This is a genomic window from Kitasatospora sp. NPDC101108, assembly GCF_055584725.1.
The window spans coordinates 520,926-546,950 of the sequence record NZ_JBVJLM010000005.1; the positions used below are offsets into that span (position 1 = coordinate 520,926).

25 protein-coding genes and 2 pseudogenes are annotated in these 26,025 nt (G+C 71.8%); 14 read left to right on the forward strand and 13 right to left on the reverse strand.

What is annotated here, in order from left to right; translation table 11 throughout:
• Positions 1 to 254 precede the first annotated feature (254 nt).
• Complete coding sequence (locus ACZ6Z8_RS15200) at positions 255 to 2,261, forward strand: transglycosylase domain-containing protein (protein ID WP_465609804.1); 2,007 nt, start codon at positions 255 to 257, stop codon at positions 2,259 to 2,261.
• Between the two features lie 9 nt (positions 2,262 to 2,270).
• Positions 2,271 to 2,465: a hypothetical protein gene (locus tag ACZ6Z8_RS15205; protein WP_465609806.1), complete on the forward strand. Its 195-nt coding sequence runs from the start codon at positions 2,271 to 2,273 to the stop codon at positions 2,463 to 2,465.
• A gap of 222 nt (positions 2,466 to 2,687) precedes the next feature.
• On the opposite strand, the gene ACZ6Z8_RS15210 is transcribed toward ACZ6Z8_RS15205, so the two are convergent.
• The 4 genes from ACZ6Z8_RS15210 to ACZ6Z8_RS15225 all read right to left on the reverse strand — a co-directional run bounded on the left by ACZ6Z8_RS15210 (position 2,688) and on the right by ACZ6Z8_RS15225 (position 5,978).
• The gene (locus tag ACZ6Z8_RS15210; RefSeq protein WP_465609808.1) at positions 2,688 to 3,944 is read right to left on the reverse strand and encodes a polysaccharide deacetylase family protein; all 1,257 of its coding nucleotides are present in this window, start codon (positions 3,942 to 3,944) and stop codon (positions 2,688 to 2,690) included.
• A gap of 153 nt (positions 3,945 to 4,097) precedes the next feature.
• The gene (locus tag ACZ6Z8_RS15215) at positions 4,098 to 4,706 is read right to left on the reverse strand and encodes a lytic polysaccharide monooxygenase auxiliary activity family 9 protein (protein WP_465609810.1); all 609 of its coding nucleotides are present in this window, start codon (positions 4,704 to 4,706) and stop codon (positions 4,098 to 4,100) included.
• A gap of 251 nt (positions 4,707 to 4,957) precedes the next feature.
• Positions 4,958 to 5,407 carry a hypothetical protein gene (locus ACZ6Z8_RS15220; RefSeq protein ID WP_465609812.1) on the reverse strand — a complete coding sequence of 150 codons (450 nt, stop codon included), beginning with the start codon at positions 5,405 to 5,407 and terminating at the stop codon, positions 4,958 to 4,960.
• Between the two features lie 241 nt (positions 5,408 to 5,648).
• The gene (locus tag ACZ6Z8_RS15225; RefSeq protein WP_465609814.1) at positions 5,649 to 5,978 is read right to left on the reverse strand and encodes a recombinase family protein; all 330 of its coding nucleotides are present in this window, start codon (positions 5,976 to 5,978) and stop codon (positions 5,649 to 5,651) included.
• A 126-nt stretch (positions 5,979 to 6,104) separates the two neighbouring features.
• On the opposite strand from ACZ6Z8_RS15225, the gene ACZ6Z8_RS15230 reads away from it, so the two are divergent.
• The 5 genes from ACZ6Z8_RS15230 (at position 6,105) to ACZ6Z8_RS15250 (ending at position 10,971) form a co-directional block, all read left to right on the forward strand.
• Positions 6,105 to 6,932, forward strand: a complete 828-nt coding sequence (locus ACZ6Z8_RS15230) for a helix-turn-helix domain-containing protein (protein ID WP_465609816.1) — start codon at positions 6,105 to 6,107, stop codon at positions 6,930 to 6,932.
• On the forward strand, positions 6,929 to 7,138 hold the full coding sequence (locus ACZ6Z8_RS15235) for a DUF397 domain-containing protein (RefSeq protein ID WP_465609818.1): 210 nt from the start codon (positions 6,929 to 6,931) through the stop codon (positions 7,136 to 7,138). Before ACZ6Z8_RS15230 ends, ACZ6Z8_RS15235 begins: the two co-directional genes overlap by 4 nt.
• Before the next feature lie 131 nt (positions 7,139 to 7,269).
• Complete coding sequence (locus tag ACZ6Z8_RS15240) at positions 7,270 to 8,298, forward strand: phosphotransferase family protein (protein ID WP_465609820.1); 1,029 nt, start codon at positions 7,270 to 7,272, stop codon at positions 8,296 to 8,298.
• Positions 8,298 to 9,509, forward strand: a complete 1,212-nt coding sequence (locus ACZ6Z8_RS15245; protein WP_465609822.1) for an acyl-CoA dehydrogenase family protein — start codon at positions 8,298 to 8,300, stop codon at positions 9,507 to 9,509. The genes ACZ6Z8_RS15240 and ACZ6Z8_RS15245 overlap by 1 nt, the downstream gene beginning before the upstream one ends.
• 184 nt (positions 9,510 to 9,693) lie before the next feature.
• Positions 9,694 to 10,971 carry an alpha/beta hydrolase family protein gene (locus ACZ6Z8_RS15250; protein ID WP_465609824.1) on the forward strand — a complete coding sequence of 426 codons (1,278 nt, stop codon included), beginning with the start codon at positions 9,694 to 9,696 and terminating at the stop codon, positions 10,969 to 10,971.
• A 47-nt stretch (positions 10,972 to 11,018) separates the two neighbouring features.
• Here ACZ6Z8_RS15250 and ACZ6Z8_RS15255 read toward each other — a convergent pair whose 3' ends face one another.
• The 4 genes from ACZ6Z8_RS15255 to ACZ6Z8_RS15270 form a co-directional block, all read right to left on the reverse strand.
• Complete coding sequence (locus tag ACZ6Z8_RS15255; protein WP_465609826.1) at positions 11,019 to 11,960, reverse strand: ATP-grasp domain-containing protein; 942 nt, start codon at positions 11,958 to 11,960, stop codon at positions 11,019 to 11,021.
• Positions 11,961 to 12,135: 175 nt separating this feature from the next.
• Positions 12,136 to 13,107 carry an NADPH:quinone oxidoreductase family protein gene (locus ACZ6Z8_RS15260; protein WP_465609828.1) on the reverse strand — a complete coding sequence of 324 codons (972 nt, stop codon included), beginning with the start codon at positions 13,105 to 13,107 and terminating at the stop codon, positions 12,136 to 12,138.
• On the reverse strand, positions 13,104 to 13,898 hold the full coding sequence (locus ACZ6Z8_RS15265; RefSeq protein WP_465609830.1) for an SDR family NAD(P)-dependent oxidoreductase: 795 nt from the start codon (positions 13,896 to 13,898) through the stop codon (positions 13,104 to 13,106). Before ACZ6Z8_RS15265 ends, ACZ6Z8_RS15260 begins: the two co-directional genes overlap by 4 nt.
• Positions 13,895 to 14,653 carry an SDR family oxidoreductase gene (locus tag ACZ6Z8_RS15270; RefSeq protein WP_465609832.1) on the reverse strand — a complete coding sequence of 253 codons (759 nt, stop codon included), beginning with the start codon at positions 14,651 to 14,653 and terminating at the stop codon, positions 13,895 to 13,897. The genes ACZ6Z8_RS15265 and ACZ6Z8_RS15270 overlap by 4 nt, the downstream gene beginning before the upstream one ends.
• A 155-nt stretch (positions 14,654 to 14,808) precedes the next feature.
• Here ACZ6Z8_RS15270 and ACZ6Z8_RS15275 point away from each other — a divergent pair, with 155 nt between their 5' ends.
• The 4 genes from ACZ6Z8_RS15275 to ACZ6Z8_RS15290 all read left to right on the forward strand — a co-directional run bounded on the left by ACZ6Z8_RS15275 (position 14,809) and on the right by ACZ6Z8_RS15290 (position 18,187).
• Positions 14,809 to 15,435, forward strand: a complete 627-nt coding sequence (locus ACZ6Z8_RS15275; protein WP_465609834.1) for a TetR/AcrR family transcriptional regulator — start codon at positions 14,809 to 14,811, stop codon at positions 15,433 to 15,435.
• Between the two features lie 295 nt (positions 15,436 to 15,730).
• The gene (locus tag ACZ6Z8_RS15280; protein ID WP_465609836.1) at positions 15,731 to 16,009 is read left to right on the forward strand and encodes an ABC transporter permease; all 279 of its coding nucleotides are present in this window, start codon (positions 15,731 to 15,733) and stop codon (positions 16,007 to 16,009) included.
• Between the two features lie 18 nt (positions 16,010 to 16,027).
• Complete coding sequence (locus ACZ6Z8_RS15285; protein WP_465609838.1) at positions 16,028 to 16,786, forward strand: hypothetical protein; 759 nt, start codon at positions 16,028 to 16,030, stop codon at positions 16,784 to 16,786.
• Between the two features lie 6 nt (positions 16,787 to 16,792).
• Positions 16,793 to 18,187, forward strand: a complete 1,395-nt coding sequence (locus ACZ6Z8_RS15290; RefSeq protein WP_465609840.1) for a hypothetical protein — start codon at positions 16,793 to 16,795, stop codon at positions 18,185 to 18,187.
• An 83-nt stretch (positions 18,188 to 18,270) separates the two neighbouring features.
• Here ACZ6Z8_RS15290 and ACZ6Z8_RS15295 read toward each other — a convergent pair whose 3' ends face one another.
• Genes ACZ6Z8_RS15295 through ACZ6Z8_RS15305 form a run of 3 tightly spaced genes read right to left on the reverse strand, consistent with a single transcriptional unit; the run spans position 18,271 to position 20,465 of the window.
• Positions 18,271 to 19,344 carry a M14 family metallopeptidase gene (locus ACZ6Z8_RS15295; protein ID WP_465609842.1) on the reverse strand — a complete coding sequence of 358 codons (1,074 nt, stop codon included), beginning with the start codon at positions 19,342 to 19,344 and terminating at the stop codon, positions 18,271 to 18,273.
• Positions 19,345 to 19,359: 15 nt separating this feature from the next.
• Complete coding sequence (locus tag ACZ6Z8_RS15300) at positions 19,360 to 19,692, reverse strand: hypothetical protein (RefSeq protein ID WP_465609844.1); 333 nt, start codon at positions 19,690 to 19,692, stop codon at positions 19,360 to 19,362.
• A 50-nt stretch (positions 19,693 to 19,742) separates the two neighbouring features.
• The gene (locus ACZ6Z8_RS15305) at positions 19,743 to 20,465 is read right to left on the reverse strand and encodes a TetR/AcrR family transcriptional regulator (protein WP_465609846.1); all 723 of its coding nucleotides are present in this window, start codon (positions 20,463 to 20,465) and stop codon (positions 19,743 to 19,745) included.
• A 468-nt stretch (positions 20,466 to 20,933) separates the two neighbouring features.
• Between ACZ6Z8_RS15305 and ACZ6Z8_RS15310 the strand changes: the two genes are divergently transcribed.
• From ACZ6Z8_RS15310 to ACZ6Z8_RS15320, 3 genes are all read left to right on the forward strand, one after another.
• Positions 20,934 to 21,563, forward strand: a complete 630-nt coding sequence (locus tag ACZ6Z8_RS15310; RefSeq protein WP_465609847.1) for a maleylpyruvate isomerase N-terminal domain-containing protein — start codon at positions 20,934 to 20,936, stop codon at positions 21,561 to 21,563.
• Positions 21,564 to 21,672: 109 nt separating this feature from the next.
• On the forward strand, positions 21,673 to 22,026 hold the full coding sequence (locus tag ACZ6Z8_RS15315; protein ID WP_465609875.1) for a hypothetical protein: 354 nt from the start codon (positions 21,673 to 21,675) through the stop codon (positions 22,024 to 22,026).
• Between the two features lie 204 nt (positions 22,027 to 22,230).
• On the forward strand, positions 22,231 to 24,210 hold the full coding sequence (locus ACZ6Z8_RS15320; protein ID WP_465609849.1) for an endo-beta-N-acetylglucosaminidase: 1,980 nt from the start codon (positions 22,231 to 22,233) through the stop codon (positions 24,208 to 24,210).
• A gap of 146 nt (positions 24,211 to 24,356) precedes the next feature.
• On the opposite strand, the pseudogene ACZ6Z8_RS15325 reads toward ACZ6Z8_RS15320, so the two are convergent.
• Together ACZ6Z8_RS15325 and ACZ6Z8_RS15330 are read right to left on the reverse strand one after the other, a co-directional pair.
• Positions 24,357 to 24,860, reverse strand: a pseudogene (locus ACZ6Z8_RS15325) (GH25 family lysozyme); the annotation flags it as partial.
• 1,082 nt (positions 24,861 to 25,942) lie between these two features.
• Positions 25,943 to 26,025, reverse strand: a pseudogene (locus tag ACZ6Z8_RS15330) (transposase); the annotation flags it as partial.

Here is a 26,025-nt window from a genome sequence, read left to right on the forward strand (position 1 = left end):
GGTTGGTCGCGGCGGGCGGGTTCCCCAGGGGTTCCGTACGGCCGTATCGGGTCCGTACGGGTTCGGCAGGCGTTCCGAAGGCGTTCCGAAGAGGGTTCCGAAGAGGGTTCCGAAGGCGGTTCCGTGGGGTCCCGTGGGGGTTCCGCATTCCGCTATGAGCATGATCACACCGGTTGAGGCCGTCCAACCGACCCACCTGTCGACGTCTTGATCAGTGGAGGAGTCCGTCCGACGAGCGAAGCGGAGAGCGGCCTGTGAGGGAACACCACGACGGGGAAGTCGAGGAGCGGAAGGCCGGGCGCCGCCGGTGGCGGGTGCCGCGGTGGATCGACTACCCGCGCGGCGGGCGGCGCGGGGTCCGCCGCTGGCTCCCGTCCTGGCGGCAGTTGCTCGTGGTGGTGGGGATCCCGGTGGTGGCGCTGACGGGGCTGGCGGCCTGGTTCTACGCGACCACCGAGGTCCCGGACGACCTGAACGCCTTCGCCACCCAGCAGAACAACGTCTACTACTGGGCGGACGGCACCGAGATGGCCCGGATCGGCGACACCAACCGGCAGGAGGTGCCGCTCGACCAGGTGCCGGAGCCGGTGCAGTGGGCCGTGCTGTCCGCCGAGAACGAGACCTTCTACTCGGACCCGGGGATCTCCCTCAAGGGCATCAGCCGCGCGGTCTACGAGATGCTCTCGGGCGGCGACACCCAGGGCGGCTCGACCATCACCCAGCAGTACGTCAAGAACATCTACCTGAACCAGCGCCAGGACGTCTCCCGCAAGCTCAGCGAGATGGTCATCGCGATCAAGCTGGACCAGCGGATGAGCAAGCGGGACATCCTGGCTGGCTACCTGAACACCAGCTGGTTCGGGCGCGGCAGTTACGGCATCGAGCGGGCCGCCGCGGCGTACTACGGCAAGGACGTCTCGCAGCTGAACCCGAGCGAGGGCGCCTTCCTGGCCGCCCTGTTGAAGGGCGCCGGGCAGTACGACCCGGCGCTGAGCCAGGCCAACCACGAGCGGGCCGAGGAGCGGTGGTCCTGGATCCTCGACCGGATGGTCCAGGCCGGCAAGCTGTCCGCCGCCGAACGCGCCACGTACACGGTCTTCCCGGAGCCCCGGCCGCAGCCGAAGGCCGCCGGGATGAGCGGGCAGGTCGGGTACCTGGTGGACATGGCCCGTAGCTACGTGGAGAGCCACAGCGACATCACGCCCGCCCAGTTCGACCTGGGCGGCCACCAGATCTTCACCACCTTCGAGAGGCCGAAGGTCAACGCGCTGGCCGCGGCCGTGCAGGAGGCCACCAAGGGGATCGACCCGGGCAGCCGGGAGGCCGACAGACTGGTGAAGGTCGGCGCCGCCTCGGTGGCCCTCGACGGGCGGATCGTCGCGCTGTACGGCGGCCCCGACTACCTGAAACAGGGCTTCGACAACGCCAACGCCTCGACGGTGCCGATGGGTTCGGCCTTCACCCCGCTGGTGTACGCCGCCGGGCTCAGCGAGGGCGTGCAGCGCCGGCGCGGCGACAACCGGACCCCGGTGACGCCCGGCACCACCTACGACGGCGACAACGGCGTGAACGTGATGACCCCGGAGGGCCCGTACTGGGGACGCGACGGGAAGATCGTGAAGACCGCCAACGACGGCAAGCGGAACTGGGGCCAGGTGAGCCTGCGCAGCGCCGTGGAGCAGTCCGTCAACGGGCCGATGATGCAGCTCGCCATGGACGTCGGCCTGGACCGGGTCCAGCAGACCGCGGCCGCCCTGGGCCTGCTGCCGGACAGCATGGGCGAGTTGGTGCCCGCCTTCGGCGTCGGCAACTCCAGGCCGAGCGCGATCCGGGCCGCCGACGCCTACGCCGCCTTCGCGGCCGGCGGCCGCCACACCGACCCGTACTCGGTCCTCCGGATCACCCGCAACGGCAAGCAGCTCGACCTGCGGCTGCCGACCGCCGTCCAGGCGCTGCCCCCGTCGGTGGCGGCGGAGGTCGACACGGCACTCAAGGGGGCGGTGCGCGGCGGCAGCGCCCAGGCGCTGGCGGAGGCGGGCCCCGGCCTGGCCGCCAAGCCCGGCACCACCCCGGACCGTACGGCCGGCTGGACCGTCGGCTACAACGGGCAGCTGTCGACGGCGGTCACCGTCTTCCGGGCGGACCTCAAGGACATGAAGCTGCTTCCCCTGGAGGGCCTCGGCGGGGCCGCCCCGGACACCCCGGACTCCGAACTGCCCGGCCGGATCTGGACCTCGTACATGAAGGAGGCGGTCCGGTAGAACAGAGGGGTGAAGCTCAAGGGCATCACCTACGACACCGGCACCCCGACCGTCGACGGCGCCACCACCCGGCCGGACCTCACGGCGGAGGTGGTGGCGGCCGAGTTCGGCTGCGGTCTGGTCCGCTCCTGGCCGGACGGGCGCACCACACCGAAGGCGGCCTTCGGGGCCGTGGCCCGGGCGTACGCGCCCGGGAGGGGCTGAGCCCTTCGCCGGCTCAGCCCTCCCGCGCCCAGGGGCGGAGCTTCTCCGGGGTGCGGACCACCCTCCGGGTTCCTGGTGCCGGCCTCGGTGCAGGTGGTGCTCGGCATCGCGCACGTCCCCGCGGTCCACCTCCCGCTGGGGGTGCTGATGTTCGGGCTCAGCGTGCTGGCCCTGGGGCGGCGCACCGGTTGAGGGGGATCGCGCTGCAGGGCCGTCCCGCCGTCACTTCACGAGGCGGGACCAGTCGGCCGGTTGGCCGGGGTCGAGCTGGCGCAGCTTGTCGAGCACCTTCGGGTCCTGGGCGTCCAGCCAGTCGGCGACCTGGCGGAAGGTGACGCAGCGGACGCCGTCCCGGTGGCAGACGTCCTTCACCACGTCCTCGACGGCCTGCATGTAGATGCCGCCGTTCCAGTCCTCGAAGTGGTTCCCGATGAACAGCGGGGCCCGGCTGCCGTTGTAGACCCGCTCGAAGCCGGCGAGGTAGCTCTCCTTGGTCTCCTTCTCCCACTCGGCGTACTTCCTCGGATCGCCCTTGGAGGTGTTGCCGGACTGGCCGGCGAGGAAGTTGAAGTCCATCGAGAGGCCCTGGGAGCCCTTCGCGGGGAAGGGCAGCATCTGGAGCGGGAAGTTCCAGATGCCCTCCTTCCTGCTCGGCCAGACCTGGAACTCGCCGGGCGAGCTGGCGTCGTAGCGGAAGCCCGCCGCCTTCTCGGCGGGGAGGAGGTTCTTCTGCCCCTCCAGGCAGGGGGCGCGGCCGCCGACCAGCTCCTTGGTGTAGTCGAAGGGGAGCGGCGGGAGGTCCTTGTAACCGGTGTTGGTCTTCCAGCTGGTGACGAAGGAGACGGCCTGGTCCAGTTCGCTCTTCCATTCGTCGGTGCTCCAGTCGTCACCGCCCTTCTTCCCGCAGAAGTGCCCGTTGAAGTGGGTGCCGATCTCGTTGCCGTCCAGCCAGGCCAGGCGCAGCTGCTCCAGGGTGTCCTTGATGTGGGCGTCGGTGGCGTAGTCGATCGAGGCGGCGCCCGGGTCGTGCTGGGGCGGGTGGTAGAGGCCGCGCTTGGACTTGGGGAGGGTGTAGATGCCGCTCAGGAAGTACGTCATCTGCGCGTTGTTCTCCTGGCCCAGCTTGCGGAAGCGGGAGAAGAGGTGGTCGTCGCCCTCCAAACCGCCGTCCCAGGAGAAGACGACGAACTGCGGTGGCTGCTCGCCCGGTTTGAGCCTCTCGGGCTTGGGCTGCTTGGGCTGCGGGCCGGTGTAGGAGGTGGAGCCGTCGCCGATGACGTGGACCTTGCCGTCCCAGGTCGGCGTCGGGGTGGGGGCGGGGGCGGCCGTGCCGGCGGGTTCCGGGTCCGCTTCCGGGGCGGTGGGACCGGGGGCGGCGGCGTTGGGTCTGCCCTGGGAGAAGGAGTCCCCCACGGTGAGCGTGAGGGACGCGACGACCCCCACGGCCAACAGGACGACCGCACCGCGAGCAGCCCGCACGGCTTCCCCTTCTCTCGACCTACAGTTCGATCAAACAGAACTCTCGTCTGATCGATGACTCGGGAGGCGGGAAAGGTTGCACGGTTCGCGAAGAAAGTCCCCCGGGGCGCGCGAAGGCTGCCCGCCCGCGGGCGGGCAGCCTCCCCTGCGGCACTACTGGGTGAAGTTCACGTCGATCACCTGGTAGAAGGCGTGCCCGGTGTCGGCCACCTCCCACACGCCGAGGATCACGTGGTAGCCGGAGCGGTTCGGCAGCTTGACCGGGTGCGGCTTGTCGAGGTGCGGGTCGCTGTGGGCCTCCGGCATCTTGTCGTACGGCATGTCGCCGTACGGCTTGTAGGTCGCGAAGGGCTCACGCTCGAACTGGGCGCGGCTCAGCGGGGCGGTCGGGTCCCAATCCTCCTTCGTCACGAAGTAGTTGTAGCGACGCGTCCGGTGCTTGGCCGAGAAGCCCCACTGGAAGGGCACCTCGACGCCCGCCCGGAGGTCGACCTTCTGCCAGTCCCGCACCTCGTCGAGCACCGCACCGGCCGGCTCGCTGCCGCCGCTGGCGATCTTCCCGTCCGGCGGAACCGGCTTGGGGCCGCTCACGACGTCCGTCGGCACGTCCGGGTCCGTGAGGCCCACCTGCGTCGCCGGGAAGAACTTCCCGGCTTCCAGCCCGTTGGACGGCCAGCCGCCCTTGAAGTGGATGTCGGCGCGAGAGCGAGGGTTCGTCAGCCGCCCGTGCCGGGGGGCCACCTCGCCGTTTTCCGCAGTCATTTCCGTTCCCTCTCGAAGTCGGTTCCTCTGGGCAGGGGCATGACAGCTCATCGGGCATGGCGCACCAGCACGGGAGCAGGCTTCCCAGGCTCAGCGGAGGATTGATGCTTCGTAGGCTACCCGTCGCTTCGGGTCGGGCGCCGTCACGCCACTCGCACGAGCCGGAAGCGTTGCGAACCGTCCGATCGGGCTCTTTCTGATCATCGGATCGCCGCAGAGGGGGCCTGACGCCGGAGCGCCGGGGGCGGCGGTCAGGTCGTCGGGCCGTGCCGGCGGCGGTAGTCGACGATCACGTGGAAGCGGGTCTGGACGTCCTGCCATTCGACCTCCTCGCGTCGGTAGGCGCGCAGGCCGGGCAGGACGATCGGACGGCCGGCGGCGCGGTGGGCCAGAACGTGCCTGCGCGGCCCGCCCTTGCCGTCGCTCTCGCGCAGCGTGACGTCGGTGACCTCCGACCAGGGCAGGACGCGGCGGCGCCAGGGGGTGCGGAGGTGCATCCCGTGCGGGGTCAACTCGGTCGAGCCGTAGAGGTCCTGCGGCACGCTGCACAGGAGCGCCGGCAGCCAGATCGCGGAGAGGAACGCGCCGAGCTGCCAGTCGGCCATCCAGGGCAGGACGCAGAGCAGGACGGTCAGGATCGCGGCGGGTATTTCGGTGCGGCGGCGCTGGGCGCGGCTGAGCGCGAATCTGAGGGGTTCCATTGGGGGATGGTAGGGGACTTCGGGGTGCAACGTCCGCCGCTGAAGGCATCGTAGGGGGTGGGAGGAGTGGGGGAGTTGGCGCGGGTCCAGGCGTGGGCCTGGGCGTAGGAGTAGAAGCGGAGCGGTTCGTCGGCCGGGGGCAGGGCCTTCACGAGGAGGTTGGTGGTGCGGTCGCGGACGACCCAGACCTGGTAGGAGGCGCCGGGCGGGGGGTCGGCGGGGACGACGGCGTAGCGGTCGCTCATCGCCGGGTCGCGATCTGGATGAAGCCGGAGGCCTTCTCGACGCGTTCGGCGAACTCGTTGAACTCGCCGTCGATGGGGGAGATGGTCGCCTTGGTGGGGACCAGGATCGCGCCGGCGCGCTGGTCGAGGAGGCGCTGAAGGGCGGCCTGGAGCATGGGGCGGTGTTCGGGCCCCTTCGCGTCGGCTTCGTCGTCGACGACGATGAGGGAGATGTCCCAGTTGAAGGTGGCGGCGTAGGACTCGCACATGTGCAACTCGCGCTCGGGGAAGGCGGAGTTGCTCTTGGTGAGGTAGGCGACGACCTGGAAGGGAGGGGTGGGGGGCATGGTGGTCTCCATGGTTGCGCAATGCGTCCGGCGAATCACCGGGTGTAGCCATGGTGGCGTGCGGGAGGTTACGATCTCCAGGCCACAACCTTCACGGTTGTGCCAAGTGACAGTCGGGGAGACGCCATGGAGCTTCTGGAAATTGACTCGTCATCATCTCCGGCCGTTCGCTTCGGCGAGGAGCTTCGCAGGTTGCGGCGTTCCAGGCGCTGGTCCCAGTCGGAACTCGGCCGGCGCATGGGCTACAGCCACGGCCTGGTCTCATACGTCGAACGGGCTAAGAAGCCCGTCACTCTTAAATTCGCGGTGGCGGCAGACCGGGTGTTCGACACGGGTGGTGTCTTCAAGGAGCTCTGGCGCCGGATCTCGAACGCCAGCCTGCTGGAGGGCTTTGCCGAGTTCGTGGACGCGGAGGCGCGTTGCCGGAAGCTGCGGACCTTCGAGTTGGGAGTGATCCCCGGCCTGTTGCAGACGCTGGACTATGCGGCCGCCCTGGAGGCGGGGAGTGTTCGCCGTGGCAGCATCACTCAGGCCCAGGCCGATGGGCGAGTTGACTTCCTGGCCGGACGGCAGAGGCTCCTGGAGAAGGACACGCCGCCGGTCATCCATGCTGTGCTCGACGAGAGTTGCCTGCTCCGCACGGTGGGCGGCGCGGAGGTCATGGGCGCGCAGTTGGATCACCTGTTGGCGCTGGCCGAGCGGCCGAACATCACCATCCAGGTGGCGCCGTTCTGCCTGGGCGAGCAGCGTCCGTTCCTGTTGCCCGTGGTCCTGTTGACGCTTCCCGACAGGTCCGTGGTGGGCTACGCGGAATCCCATTCGCGCGGCCATCTGGAGCGGGGGAGGGAGAGCGTTGCGGGCTGGGAAGACGACTACGATCACCTGAAGGTGGAGTCGTTGGACACGGCGGCTTCGCTCGCCAAGATCCGCGCTGTTCGGAAGGAACTTCAATGACGACCCATAACCTGGCCGGCGCCCGGTGGGTGAAGAGTCGCCACAGTGGCAACGGTGGCAACTGCGTCGAGGTGGCCCCCGGACTTTCCGGCGTGATGCCCGTTCGCGACTCGAAGGACCCGGAGGGGCCGGTGCTCGTCTTCCCCGCCGTGGCGTGGAAGTCCTTCATCGCCGCGGCCGTCTCCGGCGAGTTCGGCGACGTCTAGCCCCACGCCTCTTCCCCGCGAGCCCCCGGACCGGCCGGTCCGGGGGCTCGCGGCATTGACAGGGAGTGCCCCTCGGGCCAATGCTAAGCAAGCGCTTAGTCATGGAATCCGTCGTCCCGAGGAGCCGCCCGATGTCCGAGACTCCCGCCGATCCGCCCGGCCTGGATCTGGGGCGCCTGCGTTCCCACCTGGACCGGGAGCTGCCCGGGACCGTCCAGGGGTCTCTGCGGGCCTCGCTCATCGAGGGCGGCCGGTCCAACCTCACCTACGTCCTCAGCGACGATTCCCGCCGCTGGGTCCTGCGCCGGCCGCCGCTGGGGCACGTCCTCGCGACCGCGCACGACATGGGCCGCGAGTACCGGGTGATGTCAGCCCTCCGTGACACCGACGTCCCCGTCCCCGACATGCTGCTGATCGACCACGACACCGACGTCCTCGGCGCCCCCTGGTACCTCATGGAACACGTCTCGGGCGTCGCGCACCGCTCCCGGAAGACGCTGGCCGCCCTCGGCGAACAGCGGGTCGCCGCCCTCGGCCGCCGCCTGGTCGAGACCCTCGCCGCCCTGCACAGGATCGACCCGGCCACCGTGGGCCTCGCCGACTTCGGCCGCCCGGACGGCTACCTGGAACGCCAGCTGAGCCGCTGGTCCAAGCAGCTCGCCGCCTCCCGCAGCCGCGACCTCCCCGACCTCGACCGGCTGCACGCCCTCCTCGCCGAACGCCTGCCCACCTCTCCGGCGCCCGCCCTGGTCCACGGCGACTACCGCCTCGACAACGTCCTGGTCGACGACTCCGACACGATCACCGCCGTCCTCGACTGGGAGATGTCCACCCTCGGCGACCCGCTCACCGACATCGGCCTCCTCGTCATGTACACCGAGCTGGCCGGCGTCGGCGGCGGCATCATCCCCTCCGCCATGACCGCCCCCGGCTTTCCCAAGCCCGACGAGATCGTCTCGTACTACGCCGAGCTGACCGGCCGCCAGGCCGCCGACCTCGACTGGTACGTGGCCTTCGCCTCCTTCAAGCTCGCCGCCGTCGCCGAGGGCATCCACTACCGCTTCCAGCAGGGCCGCACCCTGGGCGCCGGTTTCGAGCGCGCCGGCGAGATGGCCCCGATCCTCGCCCGGCACGGCCTCGGCACCCTCAAGGAGAACTGATGGACTTCGCCTACGACGCCCGCACCGAAGAACTCCGCGAGCAGCTGCTCGCGTTCATGGACCAGCACGTCCACCCCGCCGAGCCGGTCCTGGCCGCCCAGCTGGCCGACCCCGCCCGCGAGCCCTGGGCCGTCCCGCCCGTGGTCGCCGACCTCCAGGCGGAGGCCCGCAAGCAGGGCCTGTGGAACCTCTTCATTCCCGGCGAGCACGGCGCCGGCCTCACCAACCTCCAGTACGCCCCGCTCGCCGAGATCACCGGCCGCAGCATCCAGCTGGCCCCGCCCGCGCTCAACTGCGCCGCGCCCGACACCGGCAACATGGAGCTGCTCGCCCAGTTCGGCAGCGCCGAGCAGAAGGAGCGCTGGCTGCGCCCCCTCCTCGACGCCGAGATCCGCTCCGCGTTCGCGATGACCGAGCCCGAGGTCGCCTCCTCGGACGCCACCAACATCGCCACCCGGATCGAGCGCGACGGCGACGAGTACGTGATCAACGGCCGCAAGTGGTACATCACCGGCGCGATGAACCCGGACTGCAAGCTGTTCATCGTGATGGGCAAGACCGACCCGAACGCCGACCCGCACCGCCAGCAGAGCATGGTGATCGTCCCGCGCGACACCCCGGGTGTCACCGTCAAGCGCGGCATGACCGTCTTCGGCTACGACGACGCCGACCACGGCGGCCACGCCGAGGTGCTGTTCGACGACGTGCGCGTCCCGGCCGAGAACCTGATCGGCGAGGAGGGCACCGGCTTCGCCATCGCCCAGGCCCGGCTCGGGCCCGGCCGGATCCACCACTGCATGCGGGCCATCGGCCTCGCCGAACGCGCCCTGGAGCTGATGTGCCGCCGGGCGAACGAGCGCGTGGCCTTCGGCCGTCCGCTGGCCGAGCAGGGCGTGGTGCAGGACTGGATCGCCGAATCCCGGGTGCGGATCGAGCAGTTGCGGCTGCTCGTCCTCAAGACCGCCTGGCTGATGGACACCGTCGGCAACCGCGGTGCCCACACCGAGATCCAGGCCATCAAGATCGCCACCCCGCGCACCGTCGAGTGGATCCTCGACAAGGCCGTCCAGGCCCACGGCGCCGCGGGCGTCAGCCAGGACACCCCGCTGGCCCAGCTCTGGGCGGGCAACCGCACCCTGCGCCTCGCCGACGGGCCGGACGAGGTCCACAAGCGCTCGCTGGCCCGCCGGGAGCTCAAGCGGTACCGCTGATCGGGACCAGTCCGGGGCAGACGTCCTGCCGGCGGTAGCCGTTCGTCGTCGGGGAGGAGCCGAGGGCCCCGTACGGTGTCATACCGAAGTACTCAGGGGGACTTGGCTCCCCGGTATGACGGATCCGGGGCGCCCCGCCCGTAGCGTCTCCTTCGTCAACGGAACACGACCAGGAGGCGGCGAGATGGGCAGGCGGGGACGGGCCGTGGCGGCGGTACTGCTGGCGGCGTCGGCGGCGCTCGGGGTGGCGGGTGCGCCCGGGGCGGTGGCGGCGCCGGCGGACGGCGGCGGCGGGCGGCAGGCCACGGCGTGGCTGCCGCAGCCGACCGGGCCGTACCCGATCGGGACCACCTCGCTGCACCTGACCGACACCGGGCGGGAGGACCCCTGGCAGCCCGGGCGCAAGCGCGAGCTGATGATCAGCTTCTGGTACCCGACCGGCCGCCCGGCCACCGGGCAGGAGCGGGCCCGCTACATGGCGCCCGCCGCCGGGGACCACTTCGGCACCGCCACCGGCGTGGGGAAGCTCAACTACGGTGTGCGGCCGGGCAGCACGGACTGGTCGGGCATCCTCACCCACGCCCGGCAGGACGCCCCGGCCCGACCCGGCGGACCGCGCCCGGTGGTGCTGTACTCGCCCGGGCTCGGCGACCCGCGCAGCTGGGGCACGGCCCTGGTCGAGGACCTCGCCTCCCGCGGCTACGTCGTCGTCACCGTCGACCACACCTACGAGGCCTCCGAAGTCGCCTTCCCCGACGGGGACCTGGCCACCTCGGTGTTCCCCGCCATGCTGGGGCAGCCCGGCCTGGACATCGGCGCCGTGCTGCGCAAGTCCCTGGCCACCCGGGTCGACGACACCCGCTTCGTGCTGGACGAACTCGCCGGGCTGCGCCGCGTCCAGGGCCTGCCGACCGGCCTCGCCGCCTCGCTGGACCTGGACCGGATCGGCATGGTCGGCCACTCGGCGGGCGGCTTCACCGCCCTGCAGACCATGCACGACGACCCGCGGATCGCGGCCGGGATCAACCTGGACGGCCAACTGCACTTCCCCGGCCCGGACGGGCGGACCGGTGTCTTCCTGCCGAGCGTCGCCCGGGACGGCCTGGACCGCCCGTTCCTGCTGATGGGCACCGGGAGCCCGGACTCCGGCAGCTATCGCCGGCAGCCCGGCTGGGACGCCCTCTGGCGGCACAGCACCGGCTGGCACGCCGACGTCACCCTGGACGGCTCCCGGCACGGCTCCTACACCGACGCGCAGTCCCTGCTGCCCCAGCTCGCCCGCCAGGACGCGATCGGCCCCGACGGGCTGACCGCGGACGTCGGCACCATCCGCCCCGACCGCGCCGAACTCGCCACCCGCTCCTACGTGGCGTCCTTCTTCGACCACTGGCTGCGCGGCCACGACGACCACCTGCTGGACGGCCCCTCGGCGCGCTTCCCGGAGATGACGTACGAGCGGTAGCCGGTGGCGCGACGGCGGTCGATCCCCGCCGGTTGCGGCCGGGCGCGTCAGGGGCGCAGGTGGGCCGCGACGTAGGGGACGGCGATCTGGTCCACTCCCCGGGGGCGGCCGAAGGCCGGGTGGACGTTGACCTCGAAGACCACGCCGCCGTTCTCGGCGGCGAGGTCGACGCCGGCCAGCGGGAGGCCCAGGGACTTGGTCGCGAGGATCGCCAACTCGGCCAGCCCCGGCGGCAGTTCGTCGATCTCCAGGGTGGTCGAGGAGGCGCCCTGGCACTCGTTGCAGGGCGCGTCCGGGTCCGGCTGGACGTGCTCCACCGCGCGGACGGCCCGGCCGCCGAGGACGACCACCCGGTACTGGTGGCGCCGCCCGTCGGCGGTAAAGTTCCGGGCGTCCTGGGCGATCAGCCAGTCGGCGTCGAGCGCCGCGTAGTGCCGTGCTGCGGCGGCCAGTTGGGCGTGGGTGGTGACGTGGAAGACGTCGTCGCCGCCCATGCCGACGCACGGCCGGGCCCAGACGTCGCCGCCGAGCCGTTCGAAGGCCTCGGCGGCGGCCTCCGGCGTCGGCCGGGAGAGCGTGATCGTCGGCATGTGCGGCACGCCGTCACGGGTGAAGCGCTCGACCGTACGGTCCTTCTCGGTCGCCGCCCGCCAGGCCTCGACGTCGGTGCCGAGCGAGCGGACCCCGGACGCGCGCAGCAGCCGCTGGCAGTGGGCGAAGGCGGGGCGCCGGTGCGGCGGGATCTCGTAGACGACCACCGCGTCCGTGGTCACCACGCGCCCCTCGGCCTCCAGCCGGACGGTCCCGTCGCCCACCGCCTCGATCCGGCCGGCGGGGCCGGCGTCGGGAGCGCCGTCCGTCATGAAGTGCCAGGCGTCCAGCAGGACGGGCTCGCGGCCGGTCAGCCGCCGGGCGGCGATCGCCATCGCCTCCCGGGTGCCTTCGGTCGAGCTGTGGTCGGTCAGCAGAACGAGATCTCGTCGGCCCATGGGGCCATGGAAGCGGCGCGCGGCCGTGCGCGGCAAGGAGGCCCCGTGAGCCATCCGGGTGAGGCCGTGGCCTGAACCGGCCGGGCCGGGCGGGGCGGGCGGGCCGGCCGGGGCGGGGCGGCCGAGCAGGGCCGCCCCGCCCCGCCCGTCGCCGGAGGTCATCGCCGAACGGCCGTCAGTCCCCCAGCACCGCGATCCGGCCGGTGCTGCGCCCGTCGGCGACCAGCTGGACGGCCTCGGCGGCCCCCACGAGCGGCACCCGGGCGCTGACCAGGGGCCGGACCACGCCCTGCTCGGCGAGCTTGCTCAGCTCGTCGTGGGCGGTCCGGACGGCGCGCGGGTCGTGGGTGTTGTAGAGGCCCCAGTGCAGGCCGAGGATCGCGTAGTTCTTCACCAGGGCGTGGTTGAGCGCCGGTGCCGGGATCTGCCCGGCGGCGAAGCCCACCACCACGATCCGGCCCTCGAAGGCCACGCACTTGGTGGAGCCGGTGTAGGCGTCGCCGCCGACCGGGTCGAAGACCACGTCCGCGCCGCGCCCGCCGGTGAACTCCTTGACGGCGGCGACGAAGTCCCCGGCCGTCCGGTCGACCACCAGGTCGGCGCCGAGTGCCCGGGCCGCCTCCGCCTTGGCCGTGCCGCCGACCACGGCGACCACCCGGGCCCCGGCGGCCCGGCCGAGCTGGACGGCCGCGCTGCCCACCCCGCCGGCCGCCGCGTGCACCAGCAGGGTCTCCCCGGCCCGCAGCCGGGCCCGGCGGTGCAGGGCGAACCAGGCGGTCTGGTAGCCGATGTGCAGCGCCGCCGCCTCGGCGTCGTCCAGTGCCCCGGGCGCCGGGAACGCGGCCGCGGCGTCCAGCAGCGCGTACTCGGCGAAGGCGCCGTGCGGCAGCACCGGGTTGCCGATCAGCCGCTCGCCCCGCCGGGCGCCGTCGGCGACCTCGCCGCACAGCTCCACGCCGGGGGTGAACGGCAGCGGCGGACGGACCTGGTACTGCCCGCGCACCATCAGCGCGTCCGGGAAGTTCACCGCCGCGGCCCTGACCCGGACCAGCAGCTGCCCCGGGCCGGGCACCGGCCGCGCCACGTCGTCGGCCAGCCGCATCACCGCGGCCGGCTCGCCGAGCTCACCCACCTGCCAGGCCCTCACAGTGCCTCGCTCCTCTCCAGTTCCTGCTGGAGCCGGTTCATCCCGGCGATCCAGCGGTCCGGGTCGGTGGCCCGGACGCGGTAGTACTCGGCGGTCTCGGGGTGCGGCAGGATCAGGAAGCGCTCCTCGCGCAGCCCGTCCAGCGCCGCCCCGGCGACGTCCTCCGGATCCAGCGCGGTCGGCGCGAGCAGCGCCTCGCCGACCGCGCCGGTGGCGGCCAGCATGTCGGTGCGCACGCCCTGCGGGCAGAGCGCGTGCACCTTGACGCCCCGGTGGCGGTAGGTGGCGGAGAGCCACTCGGCGAAGGCGAGCGCGCCGTGCTTGCTGACGGCGTACGGTGCCGAGCCCAGCATGGTGAGCAGTCCGGCGGCGGAGACGGTGGCCAGGAAGCGGCCGTGGCCGCGCTCCAGCCAGCCGGGCAGCAGCAGTTCGGCGGCCCGGACGTGGGCCATCACGTTGACCTCCCAGGCGCTCGCCCAGGCCGTGGCGGGCGCGTCGGCGCCGCCGACCGGGGCGACGCCCGCGTTGGCGCACCACACGTCGATCTCGCCGAGCTCCGCACGGGCCCGGCCGACCAGGGTGGCCAGACCGGCGGCGGAGGCGGCGTCGCCGGGCAGGGCGGCGCCGCCGCAGTCCTTCGCGACGGCGTGGGCGGCCTCGGCGTCCAGGTCGTTGACCACGACCCGGGCGCCGGCCGCGGCGAAGGCCCGGGCCAGTGCGGCGCCGATGCCCCGGCCGGCGCCGGTCACCACCACGCCCTGGCCCTCGAAGTCGGGCACGGCCTCCGTCACAGCCCACCGCCGAGGGTGACGCCGCCGTCCACCACCAGGGTCTGGCCGGTGATCCAGCCGGCCTCCGGGGAGAGCAGGAAGGCGACCGCGCCGGCGATGTCCTCGGGGACGCCGAGCCGGCCCAGCGGGTAGGCCTTGGCGACCTTCTCCTCGCGGCCCTCGTACAGCGCCTCGGCGAACTTGGTCTTCACGACCGCGGGGGCGACGGCGTTGACCCGGATGCCCTGCGGGCCCAGCTCGGCGCCGAGTTCGGTGGTGAGCCGGATCAGCGCGGCCTTGCTGACGCCGTACATGCCGATCCCGAGCGAGGCGCGGATGCCGGCGATCGAGGCGACGTTGACGACCGAGCCGCCGTGCTCGCCCATCCAGGCGGCGTGCGCCCGGCGGGTCCAGGCCAGCGGGCCGAGCACGTTGACGGCCAGGATCTTGGCGGCGGCGGCCTCGTCGGTGTCCAGCACCGGCCCGTACACCGGGTTGATGCCGGTGTTGTTGACCAGGTGGTCGAGCCGGCCGAAGGCCTCCAGGGTGCGGGCGACGGCCTCCTCCTGGTGGGCCGGGTCGTCGGCCTTGCCCGCGACCGCGATCGCGTTCTCCGGGCCGCCGAGGTCGCGGACGGCCTCGGCGAGCGGCTCGGGGTTGCGCGCGGTGAGGCAGACCTTGGCGCCGCGCTCGACCAGTTCGCGCGCGATGCCGAGGCCGATGCCGCGGCTCGAACCGGTCACGACGGCCACCCGGCCCTTGAAGGAGTGCACCACGGAGGGTCCTGCCTTTCCCGCGAGGGTTGTGGTTCGAATCGCTGACTAAGCGCTTGCTCAGCATGGTGTCGGTGCGGCAGCCTGTCAACAGTCCGCCGGACCACGACGGACGGCCGACGGGAAAGCCCGTACGAATCCTCTGGGAGGATGGCGCCATGACCAGCACGCCGATCGCCGACCTCTGGCCGACCCTGCCCGGCGCCGACACCCGCCCCGAGGCGGCGTACCGGCTGCTCCAGGCGGCCGTCGAGTCGTTCGCGGAGCGCGGCTTCCACGCCACCACCACCCGGGACATCGCCACCGCGGCCGGGATGAGCCCCGCCGCGCTCTACATCCACTACCAGTCCAAAGCCGCCCTGCTCGCCGAGATCAGCCAGGCCGGGCACACCGCCACCCTGGCCCTGGTGCGGGCGGCGGCGGCCGGGGACGGCGGCCCGGCGGAGCGGATGCGGCGGCTGGTCGAGCAGTTCACCGCCTGGCACGCCCGGGCCCGCACCGTCGGCCGGGTGGTCAACTACGAGCTGCACGCGCTGCCCGAGGACGCCTACGCGGTCGTCGCCGCGCTGCGCCTGGACATCGAGCGCGAGGTCAGCGCGCTGATCGAGGCCGGTGTGGCGGCCGGGGAGTTCGAGGTGGCCGAGGTGCGCACGGCGGCCCGCGCCGTCACCTCGCTTGGCATCGACGTCTCCCGCTGGTACACCGAGCGCTCCTCCGGGACGCCGGAGGAACTCGGCCGCCGCTACGGAGAGTTGGTGCTGCGGATGCTGGGCGCCCGGGCCTGACGCCAGGCCCTCCCGCCACACCCTTGACCAGCCCTGGGAGCGCGGGCAGACTCGTATACGAAGTACGTGTGCCTCGTAGGCGTACAGCGCCGACTTCCGGCGCATCCCCGGCCCGCACGGACGGACCCCGGCGCGGCTTCCGTCACCGCGCACCCCAGCAGTACCTTCCGCGGCGACCGCGCCCCCGACCAGCGGCGCCGACGGAAGCGGACCCCGACCCGGGCCGGCCGGCAGGTCGGTCGTGTGCGCGGTACGCCGGGTGCGGCCCGGGCGGAGGGAGAGGGAGGCGCGCGCGATGCCTTCCCCACACGGAATCCAGCAACGATCGAGCCCGGTCCGGCCCCGCTTCTGGCTGGAGACGGCCCTCGGCGGGCTGTCCGGGCTGCTGTTCCTGCTCACCCTGGTGTGGCCGCAGTGGATCGAGGCGTTCCTCGGCGTCGACCCGGACGCCGGCAGCGGCGCGGCCGAATGGCTGCTGGTCGCCGTGGCGGCCGCGGTCACGGCCGTCTGCCTGCTCGGCGCGCGGATCGAGTGGCGCCGGGCGCACCCGGCCCCGGCCCGCGCCGCGCGGTGAGCGGAGAGGAGCGCAGTCATGACCGACACCACTTCCACTTCCGCCGCCGACCCCGACCTGGCCGCACTCGTCCGGACGGCTCCGCTGAGCTTCCTGGGCACGGTCACCCGGGTGGGCGGCACCTCGCTGACCGCGGTCACGGCCGACGAGCGGACCGCCGTCGTCCAGGTGGACCAGGTGCTGCACGCACCGGACGCCTTCCAGCAGCTCGCCGGCAGCGAGGTCACCGTCCAACTCGCGGCCGCCGCCGAGGTCGGCGACAGGGCCGCCTTCTTCACCCAGGGCCTGGCCTACGGGGACGGCCTCGCCGTCACCGAGGTGGGCCGGTTGCCCGTCGAAGCGGTCCAGCCGCACCTCGCCCGCGTGGCCACCACCGCCGACTCGATGCCCTTCTCGGCCGTCCTGCGCGACATCGCGGACGAGGACCTGGCCGCCCACGCCGCCCAGGCGGACGCCGTGGTCCTCGGCGTGGTCGTCGGGCTGGAGCGGGTCGGCGAGCCCCAACTCGGCGAACACGCGCCGCGGTGGTGGCGCGCCCAGCTCGACGTGCGACACGTGGAGCACGGCGCCGTCTCCCCCGGACGGATCGCCGTCCTCTACCCGAACAGCCATGACTTCATGTGGCACCGCGTCCCCAAGCCCCGGGCCGGGCAGGAGGGGATGTGGATCCTGCACGCCACCGAGGGCGACCTGCGCGAGACGGCCCCGTTCCAGCTGGTCGACTCCGACGACTACCAACCGGCGGGCAAGCTCGCCGTGCTGAGGCAACGGAGGTGATCCACCATGCCCACGATCAAGGTCGTCAACATGACACCCGCGTCGTTGAGCGGTGACCGGTCCCTGGACGCCGAGCCCAACATCGCCGTCAACCCCGAGCAGCCCAACGAGATCGTCGCGACCGCCTTCACCGGCGACCCGCTGCGAGGCCCGCTGGCGCCGATCTACGTCTCGACCGACGGCGGGAACACCTGGGTGCTGCGCACCGTCGTCCCCAACGGCAGCCCGTTCCTGGGGACCGGGGACATCACGGTGAGCTTCGCGTCCCGCGGCGGTGCGCTGTACGCGGGAATCCTCAACGGCCAGGCCGCCATGAAGAGAATCCTCATCATGGAGATCCTGCGTTCGCCCTCCATCGGCTCGACCGCGCCGATGGAGGTCCTCGTCACGCGCAACGACGAGGACCAGCCCTGGGTGGTCGCCGACACCGTCGGTGTGAACGGTGCCGACCGGGACCGCGTCTACGTCGCCGGCAACAACACCGGTGCGGCCGTCGGCAAGAAGGGCAGCGGTCAGACCGCCACCGTGGACGTCTCGGGCGACGCCCGGACGGCGCCCGCACCGGCCGGATTCACAGCCACCACCATCGAGACCCGCAAGACCATCGAGCAGGACGGGCCGCCGGTCCGGGTCGCCGTGCACCCCGACGGCACGGTGTACGGGGCGCTGCAGAGCTGGCAGGGCTTCGACGGCACCAACGTCAGCTTCGACATCGTGGTCACCCGCGACGACGGTGGCGCCGTCGGGCCCAACCCCTTCAACGCCCTGAGGGACCCCGGCGGTTTCGTCGGCATGCGGGCCGTCACCAACAAGAAGGACCCCGACGGGATCATGGGGCAGGACCGTCTCGGCGGCGACCTGGCGATCGCGGTCGACCCCACCGACTCCGGCAAGGTCTGGATCGCCTGGGGAGACCTGGACGGCCCGGCCGGTGTCAACTGCGTCCTGCACGTGGCACATTCGGTGGATCGCGGCCAGACGTGGACCACGACCCCGTTCAACCTCGCCGACGCCAGGAACCCCGGCCTGGCGGTCAACTCCGACGGACTGGTCGGGCTGGTCTACCAGCAGTTCTCCAACAACCACTGGACCACCAGGCTCGAACTGTCCGCCGACGGCTGGCAGACGCCCTCCCAGCAGCACGTGCTGCACCAGGCCCGGGCCGACGTCCCGCCCGCGGGGACCCAGCTGCCCTACCTCGGCGACTACATCCGGATGCTCGCGCTGGGCCGCGACTTCTACGGCGTGTTCTCCGGGAACAACACGCCGGACCTGACCAACTTCCCGTCCGGTGTGACCTACCAGCGCAACGCCAACTTCGCCACCCACCAACTGCTCAACCTCGACGGGACCGTGGTGCCGATCTCGATCGACCCGTTCTTCTTCCACCGGGCCGCCTGAACCGCGTGCCCGAACACCAGGTCGCCCGCCACGACCGGTCGTGGCGGGCGCCCCGCTGTCGGGCACTGATGGTTCGGCGGTGTTCAGGCGGTGGCCAGGCAGAACTGGACGAGCCCGGCGTCCACGTCGAGGACGATCTTCTCCATCTCGGCCCACGGCGGGTGGAACACGGTGCCCCACTCGACGGTGAAGCCCAGCACCTTGCCCTGGGCGGGGTCGGTGAAGTGGCGGGAGAAGACGTAGTCGTCGCTGGTCCCGCTGGTGGGGTAGAGGTGGAAGCCGGTCAGCGGCTCGTAGGCCTTGCCGCGCACGCCCCGGAGGCCCTGGCAGAAGGCGGTGGCGAGTTCGAGGGCGATGTCGGCGTCGTCCTTGGGGATGTACTCGGCGTACGCGGTGTCGCCCGCGAGTCCGCGCTTGCCGTCGTACCGGGGGTTGCGGAAGTTCATCGACGGGTCGTCCGACTGGTTCTCGTCGTCGCCCCAGTTGCAGAGCATGTCCTGGGAGTAGCTGTGCACGTCGACGAGCCACCTCGTCCGCGGGTACCGGTCCAGCAGCCAGCGGACGTTGCGGGTCTCGGGCTCGGAGAACGCGCTCGGGCCCTGGTAGACCTGCTGGTCGCACGGGTCGGTCGAGACCTGGGGGGTGGCGGTCGGCGCGAAGGCGGTGGTGAAGTCGAAGAGGAAGTCGTAGTTGCGGTTGAGGTCGATGCCGATGCAGTCGGGGTTCGAACTGCCGCTGGAGTTGGCCGGGTTGCGGTTCTTGCGCCACATCGGGTCGACGGTCTGGCTGTACAGCCGGCCGTCCGGGTTGACGAGCGGGAAGACGACCAGGTCCAGCCGCTGGAGCAGCTCCTCGACCTGGCCCGGGGTGAAGGTGGTGCCGCCGTAGCCCAGACCGGTGCCGGACCGGTAGGCCTCCAGCAGGTCGGCGGCGAAGTGCACCAGGATCTCGCAGCTGCCCCACTCGCGGGCGTGCACACCGCCGATCAGGATGACGCAGTCCTTGGGGACCGGGGCGGGGGCTCCGACCAGCAGGGCGTGGGCGGTGCGGTTCTCGATCGTGGGCTCGGGCAGGGTGATGAGCTCGGTGGTACCGGGATAGGCGGCGGCCAGGCTGGTCACCGCCGACTCGACCTCGGTGATGTTCAGGTACGGCATGACGGGCCTCCCGGCTCAGCCGGCGAGCTTGGCGGCCAGGCCGCGCGGGACGGCGTCGGCGGCGGCGAACCGGTCGCCGGTTCCGACCTCGGCCTGGGCGGCCCGCCCGGCCTCACTGGCGTTCCCGATGCGGGTGACCGTGACGCCCTCGCGTTCGAGGGTCGCCACCTGGTCCTCGGGGGCGTAGACGTCGATGCCGACGCGGCCGTCCGGCTCCGTCCGCGGGCGACCGCCGGTGTCGGGACGGGCCTCGCGCAGCAGGGCGCGCAGGGTGTTTGCGTCCTTCGCGGTGACGCGGAGCTTGAGGATGTCGGGCCGGGTGGGGGGTGTGGATGGGACGGCGGACATGGCGACCTCTGGTGACGAGCACGGATATGTCCGACGTGTACCTCGTATCCTCAGGATCCGCCGTCGCCGTAGAAGGCGTCAAGGGGCGGCTCCGGCATCCCGTTCAGCAGACTGTCGAGGCCGGCCAGCATCTCGGCCTGGTCGTCGAACTCGGCGAAGCGGGGGACCAGCGCGCGCAGCCGAGGGAACTCGGTGGCGGACAGCCGGTGCAGGCCCAGCCGCAGCGCCGGGTCCGGCTCCTCCGGGTTGTCGACCACCTGGCGCTTGTCCACCAGCAGGCAGCCGAGGTTCCAGGCCACGAAGCTGCGGTAGACGGTCAGGGCGGTGGCGTCGTCGAAACCGGCCCGCCCGAGCACCGACAGGATGTGCTCGGTGAGTTCGAGCGCCGGGGCCGGCCGCCGGGACACCGGGACGGAAAGCGGGCGGGTCGCCACCAGCGGCAGGATCTCGGGGTGGGCGTGGGCCACGGCGGCGAAGGCCTGGGCGATCCGGCGCAGCTCCGTCCGCCATTCGGGCTCGTGCGGGCCGCCGCCGGCGCTGGTGCGCAGCCGGGCGTTGATCTCGGTGAAGTAGGCCTCGGTCAGGCCGTCCAGCAGGGCTTCCTTTCCGGGGGTGTAGCGGTACAGCGCCATCGACTCGACACCGAGCTCCGTGGCCAGCCTGCGCATGGTGAGCGCGCCGAGCCCCTCGCGGTCCACCAGTGCCACGGCGGCCTGGAGCACCAGGGGGCGGTTCAGGCGTCCCCGCTTCTCGGGGGCGTCCCGCTCAACCATGGCCGTACTCCTCCGAGTCGGTGCCGACGTCGTCGGCCGGGCCCTGTCGTGTGGTGCCGTGTGGTGCCGGGCGGGTGGGGCAAGTTACGCAGCGGATACAGATCCAGGATACAAGGGACGAATAGGTGGAAAACAGGCCTGGTGGGCGGCCTGGTCGGTCACGGACCGTAGCTGATCGGCGGGTCGGTGTCGGGTCGGCGTGGGTCGGTGTGGGGTCGGCGGTGGTGAACGGCGGTCCGGTTCAGCCGGGCAGCAGCAGCCGGACGGCCAGCCATCCCACCAGGGCGGCCGAGCCGAGGGCGGTCAGCAGCCGGCCGTCCGGGCGGCGGCGGTCACGGGCAGCGGGCGGGCGGGAATGCCGGTCATGGGCCGATGGTGGCGACCACGTCCACGGGGACGCGAGCGGCTTTGTCGGTGCGGGCGGGTAGCGTGGGGTACTCCGGTGAGCACTGGTCCGAGGAGGGCCCGATGGACAGTCAGAACGACCGCGTCAGCAAGCTGTTGGCCGATGCCTGGGCATCCTGGGCGGAGCGCGGGGCGGCCCTGGGTCCGGAGGACTGGGACCGGCCCACCCGGCTGTCCGAGTGGACCGTCCGGGACCTCTACGCCCACGTGGCGCCGGCGCCGGAGCAGTTCGCCGGGCTGCGCGAGGTGGTGGTCGAGGGCCCGGCGGGGCTGACCGCCGGGGCGGAGATCCTGCGGACGTTCAACCGGCCGGGCGGGCTCGCCCACACCGCCGCCGGGCAGATCGCCGAGATGGCCAAGGAGGCCGCCAGGGAGACCGAACCGGCCGCACTGGTCGCCCGGTTCGGCATCGAGGGCCCGGCCGCCCTGGCCGGGATCGCGGACCTCCCGCCCGACACCGTGGTGGCGCACCCGCTGCTCGGGAAGGTGACGGTGGGGGCGCTCGGCGAGGTGGCGCTGATGGAGGCCACCGTCCACCTGCTCGACCTGATCGACGCCGTCGGCGGACCGGCACCCGCCGAGGAGGCCCTGCACTTCACCCGCGGACTGCTGGCCGAGGCCGCGGACCCGGTGGCCTTCATCGAGGCCGCGGCGGGGCGCAGTTCGGAACCGGTGCTGCCCATCATCCGGTGAGCCGCCGGGGGCCGGGCGTTCCCGGTCCACCGTCTTCGCTGGTCGGCCGTATGATCTGCACCAGGGACAACGGGATGGGTGGGGGTCGTCGGTGGACTCGTTGTGGAACATGTGGTGGCTGGTGCCCGCCGTGCTCTACGGAGGCGGGGCGATCGCCAACCGGGTGCGCCGGGACGTGAAGGAGCGGCACGAGCGCAAGCTCGAACTGCTCAACGCCCAGCACCAGCAGCGCCTGGCCCTGGACGCGGCCAACCGGCCGCCCGAGCCGGTCTGCGGCTGCACCCACCACCTGGCCAAGCACGACAAGCAGGGCCGCTGCCACGAGGTGGTCGAGACGCCCACCGCCTGGGACGCCGACCGCCGCCCGGTGCGCTATGAGGCGGGGCGGTGCAACTGCCAGCAGTACGTGGGGCCGGAGCCGCTGGGCACGGTGTACGCGCCGGAGCTGATCGACCCGCGCTGAGCCGTGCTCCGGATCGAGGAGCGGCTGCCGTACCCCGGGGGGCGGCAGCCGCTCCGTCGTGAGCGGCGACGGTGATCGCTGCCGACGGCTGACGGTCAGGTCGCCCGGGAGGGCGTGGGCCGGCCGGGCGGACTCATTCGGACGGGTCGATACGGAGAGTGACGATACGGGAACGCTCCGCATGTCAACGACTGAGGAGACCCGATGATCCCGCCTTCCGGCTTCGACGATCCGCACCCCGAGACCGAGGCCGACCCCCCGTACGTGCCCTACTGGCATCCGGGGCCGAACAAGCCCGAGGCCGGCCGCAGCATCCTGCAGTGGGATCCGCAGCAGGACCCGGATGCCAGGTTCAACCGCAGCTGTGTGCCGCTGCGCCCACGGGTGCAGCAGGAGGCCCTGCGGGCGCACAGCAAGGCCCGCGCGGAGGAGGGGCGCATCATGTCGTGCGCGGAGTTCTGGCGCATCGCGCAGAACCCCGCCCAAGGGGTGACGGACCACCGCTTCTACGCGTTCGGCTACTGGCAGTACGTGGATGTGCTGGTGTTCTGGGCCGGTGAGGCCAGCAAGGGGCTGATCTGCCCGCCGAACGGTCACGTGACGGATGCCGCGCACCGTAACGGCGTCAAGGTCTACGGCAGCGTGTTCTTCCCGCCGACCGGTGACGGCGGAGAGCCGGAATGGGTCAAGGACTTCGTGCAGAAGAGGAGCACGGGAGGCGTCGTTTCGTACCCGGTGGCGGACAAGCTGATCGAGGTAGCGGCGTACTTCGGGTTCGACGGCTGGTTCATCAACTACGAGACGCCCACGGACGAGGCGACCGAGGCCGGACTGCGGGCCACCCTCGCCTATGCCCAGGCTCGCTCCGGCATCGACTTCACCTGGTACCAGGGCCAGCGCCGTCGGCTGAGCGACAGCGGCGACGACAGGAACGAGTTCTACCTTCAGGACGGCGACCGGCGGGTCTGCGACTCGGTCTTCATCGACTACGGCTGGGGCGACAAGGAGATCGCCACGTCCCTCGCCACGGCCGAGAAGATCCAGCGGAGCTGCTACGACGTGTACTGGGGTCTGGAACTGGTGCGCGGGGTGCCCGAGAACCCCGGTCTGGCGCGGCTGGTGTGCCCGGAGAAGGACGAGCACCGCGGGTCGCTGGCGCTGTTCGCCGCGCACACGCTCTCCAATCAGCCCGCGGAGCCCGAGGACGCCTGGCTGGGACACTTCTACCGGGCGGAGGCCGACTACTGGACCGGCCCGTGCCACAACCCGTCCGACGCGGGCTGGCCGGGGATCGCCGCCCATGTCGCCGAGCACACGCCGGTCCTGTCCCTGCCGTTCGTCACGCACTTCAACACCGGCCACGGCAGGGGCTTCCGCCATGCCGGCGCGGAGACGACGGCCCCCGGCGGGCACGGTTGGGCGAACCTGTCCCTGCAGGACGTCCTGCCCACCTACCGGTGGATCACCTGGTGGACCGGCAACTCCCGGCTGCACGCCTCCCTGGACTTCGACGAGGCGTGGGAGGGCGGCTCCTGCCTGCGCCTGACCGGCGCCCTCGCCCCGCACTTCGAGGCGTGCGTGCGCCTGTACCAGACCTGGCTGCCCGTCACCGCGAACACCGGAATCACCATCCGGGCCAAGACCCCCACGGACGAGAAGTTCAGCTTCCACGCCCTGGTCGCCTTCGAGGACGCACCGACGGAGCCACGGTCCGTGGAGCTGACGACCTCCGACAGCAGCGGCTGGAAGACCTACACCGCCGGCCTCGGTGATTCCGCGGGCAGGACCCTCGTCCAGCTCGGCCTGCGAGTCGCCCTGGGCAACGCTGCGACCGATCTGGCCTGTGACATCCGGGTCGGCCAACTCGCCGTCCACGACTCGGCCTTCACCCCGCCTCCCGCCCCGTCGGGCCTGACCGTCAACCGCACCACGACACTCGCGCCCGACCGCAGGGCCCTGCGCCTGTCCTGGACGGCCCCGACGGACACCGGCACGGTCCGCCACTACGAGATCCGCCGTGGCACCGGTGGCGCTCTCATCCACCTGGGCGCCACCCCCAACACCGTCTACTACCTGCCCCGGCTCGACCGCAACGGCGAGACCACCACCACGCTGACGGTCACCTCCGTCGGCGTCGACGGCACCCACAGCACCACCGGCGCCACCACCACCGTCACCTGGTGAAACCGCGTTGCGCCCGCCACGGCAGCGACCACCTCCCGGTGGCGGCCGGCATCCGCTGATCCGCTGGTGAACACCGGCTCGGCCTGGTTCCGGGCCGGGGGGCGGCCGCCGCGTCCTCTCGGGAGTGCGGCGGCCGCCCCGTTCGGTCAGCCCAGGGCGAGCGCGCTCAGCCGGTCGGCGGCGCCGTTGAACAGGTCCTGGTCACCGGGGAAGGTGCCGGTGTCGGAGTACTGCCAGAAGGTCTGGTAGCTCCAGCCGTTCGGCAGGGTGCCGACGGTGGAGGAGTAACGGGCGATCCACAGCGGGTTGGTGGCGCCGAAGCCGCCGTAGTTGCCGGTGCAGGTCGACCACCAGTTGGTGGTGGTGTAGATCGTCGGGTAGCGGCCGGTGCGGCTGCGGACGGTGTTGCTGAAGGCGCTGATCCAGCTGACCATGGCGCTCTGGCTGAGGCCGTAGCAGCTGGCGCCGTACGGGTTGTAGTCGATGTCGAGCGCGGGGGGCAGGGTCGCGCCGTCGGCGGACCAGCCGCCGCCGTGGTCGACGAACCAGTTGGCCTGGGCGGAGCCGGAGGAGTTGTTCGGCAGCGCGAAGTGATAGGCGCCGCGCATCAGGCCGGAGTGGTAGGAGCCGTTGTACTGCTGGGCGAAGTACGTCGACCGATCCGGTGAGCAGACCCTACAGGCCTGGGAGCGTCGAGAGAAGTCGGGAAGGCTCGGCGGCTGGCTGCGCGATCACGTGAGCACCATCCAGGCGGGCGACGAATCGGTATTGCGCTCTGACCTGCAAGGATGTCCCATGCCGCACCGCAGCGGGAGCTCTTCGGTGGGCGCCGAGCGGTCGGTTGCAATCGGCGAAAGGGGGGCGCAGAAGGTCCTGCTGGCGCTCGCGCAGCCGCGCGCTCCCGAGAGTGAGCGAATCTCATGTCCGAGCTTGTAAGACAGAGTCTGCTCGTACTTATGCTGACCTCTTGCTGACCGGATCTGATGGTCCATCGGGCCGGCTCTGCGCCCAGTCGCGGCAATCGATCTAGGGATCTCCCCACGCTCTCCCGTGCCTGGTGGGGCCGGTGTAGCATGCGGGCACCGATCTTCGAACGGCCCATCAACGGCCCGATCCGTAAAGAAGTCGCCGGGATGCACCAGGACGCGATACCCATGCCCACGAAATTCGCATGGGATCAACTGCACCACCCCTTCGGCCCGGCAGGTGAAATTCCCCGGGCTGTCGCTCTCGGCCTGCAGACCGCCGTTGGTCGCTTTCGACCTTCGGCGTGCGTAGCGGTACATCGGCGCACCGGTACGGGTGCGTAGGACGTCGGTGCGCTGGTGGCGGCGCGAACGCGATCTTCTCGTTGGGTCAGCGGGGAGGCTGGAAGTGGCGGATCATGCTCGCTTGTGAATCCGGCCAGCCAGAGACCGCCGTTCGGATCGGCGGCGATGCTGTCCAGGACTTGGGCGTCGGACACAGGCCAGGCAGACTTGGACGACCAGGCCTGTAGTGGCAACTGCTGTCCAAACAAGCGGAATCCAGGGTAGTTTAATACGTGTGAGGGGGCCGCCCCGTTAGCGCGAAACGGCCCCCAGCGGGAAACACGAAGCCTCGGGGCTGGCTACCAGTGGTGCAGGTACACGGCGATTCCGGCCAGCGCGTGCGCCAACACGGCTGCGTCCTTGCCGTAGACCAACCATTGCGCGCCCCGGGGCTCGTGGCCCAGGTTGCGCCTAGTGCCACATCAGGCAACGTTCGCCCTGGTAACGACTTCGCGTAGGCGCTCGTCGGCGGCGTGCTTGTTCCGCCAGATGATGTAGCGGCGGA

What these genes read in the sequence shown, in the direction of transcription:
- ACZ6Z8_RS15235 (WP_465609818.1), top strand. Translation starts at nt 6,929, where the DNA reads ATGACGACCCATAACCTGGCCGGCGCCCGGTGGGTGAAGAGTCGCCAC.
- ACZ6Z8_RS15250 (WP_465609824.1), top strand. Translation starts at nt 9,694, where the DNA reads ATGGGCAGGCGGGGACGGGCCGTGGCGGCGGTACTGCTGGCGGCGTCG.
- ACZ6Z8_RS15220 (WP_465609812.1), bottom strand. Translation starts at nt 5,407, where the DNA reads ATGGAACCCCTCAGATTCGCGCTCAGCCGCGCCCAGCGCCGCCGCACC.
- ACZ6Z8_RS15230 (WP_465609816.1), top strand. Translation starts at nt 6,105, where the DNA reads ATGGAGCTTCTGGAAATTGACTCGTCATCATCTCCGGCCGTTCGCTTC.
- ACZ6Z8_RS15215 (WP_465609810.1), bottom strand. Translation starts at nt 4,706, where the DNA reads ATGACTGCGGAAAACGGCGAGGTGGCCCCCCGGCACGGGCGGCTGACG.
- ACZ6Z8_RS15280 (WP_465609836.1), top strand. Translation starts at nt 15,731, where the DNA reads ATGCCTTCCCCACACGGAATCCAGCAACGATCGAGCCCGGTCCGGCCC.
- ACZ6Z8_RS15305 (WP_465609846.1), bottom strand. Translation starts at nt 20,465, where the DNA reads ATGGTTGAGCGGGACGCCCCCGAGAAGCGGGGACGCCTGAACCGCCCC.
- ACZ6Z8_RS15240 (WP_465609820.1), top strand. Translation starts at nt 7,270, where the DNA reads ATGTCCGAGACTCCCGCCGATCCGCCCGGCCTGGATCTGGGGCGCCTG.
- ACZ6Z8_RS15320 (WP_465609849.1), top strand. Translation starts at nt 22,231, where the DNA reads ATGATCCCGCCTTCCGGCTTCGACGATCCGCACCCCGAGACCGAGGCC.
- ACZ6Z8_RS15245 (WP_465609822.1), top strand. Translation starts at nt 8,298, where the DNA reads ATGGACTTCGCCTACGACGCCCGCACCGAAGAACTCCGCGAGCAGCTG.
- ACZ6Z8_RS15300 (WP_465609844.1), bottom strand. Translation starts at nt 19,692, where the DNA reads ATGTCCGCCGTCCCATCCACACCCCCCACCCGGCCCGACATCCTCAAG.
- ACZ6Z8_RS15255 (WP_465609826.1), bottom strand. Translation starts at nt 11,960, where the DNA reads ATGGGCCGACGAGATCTCGTTCTGCTGACCGACCACAGCTCGACCGAA.
- ACZ6Z8_RS15275 (WP_465609834.1), top strand. Translation starts at nt 14,809, where the DNA reads ATGACCAGCACGCCGATCGCCGACCTCTGGCCGACCCTGCCCGGCGCC.
- ACZ6Z8_RS15225 (WP_465609814.1), bottom strand. Translation starts at nt 5,978, where the DNA reads ATGCCCCCCACCCCTCCCTTCCAGGTCGTCGCCTACCTCACCAAGAGC.
- ACZ6Z8_RS15290 (WP_465609840.1), top strand. Translation starts at nt 16,793, where the DNA reads ATGCCCACGATCAAGGTCGTCAACATGACACCCGCGTCGTTGAGCGGT.
- ACZ6Z8_RS15285 (WP_465609838.1), top strand. Translation starts at nt 16,028, where the DNA reads ATGACCGACACCACTTCCACTTCCGCCGCCGACCCCGACCTGGCCGCA.
- ACZ6Z8_RS15310 (WP_465609847.1), top strand. Translation starts at nt 20,934, where the DNA reads ATGGACAGTCAGAACGACCGCGTCAGCAAGCTGTTGGCCGATGCCTGG.
- ACZ6Z8_RS15315 (WP_465609875.1), top strand. Translation starts at nt 21,673, where the DNA reads ATGTGGTGGCTGGTGCCCGCCGTGCTCTACGGAGGCGGGGCGATCGCC.
- ACZ6Z8_RS15295 (WP_465609842.1), bottom strand. Translation starts at nt 19,344, where the DNA reads ATGCCGTACCTGAACATCACCGAGGTCGAGTCGGCGGTGACCAGCCTG.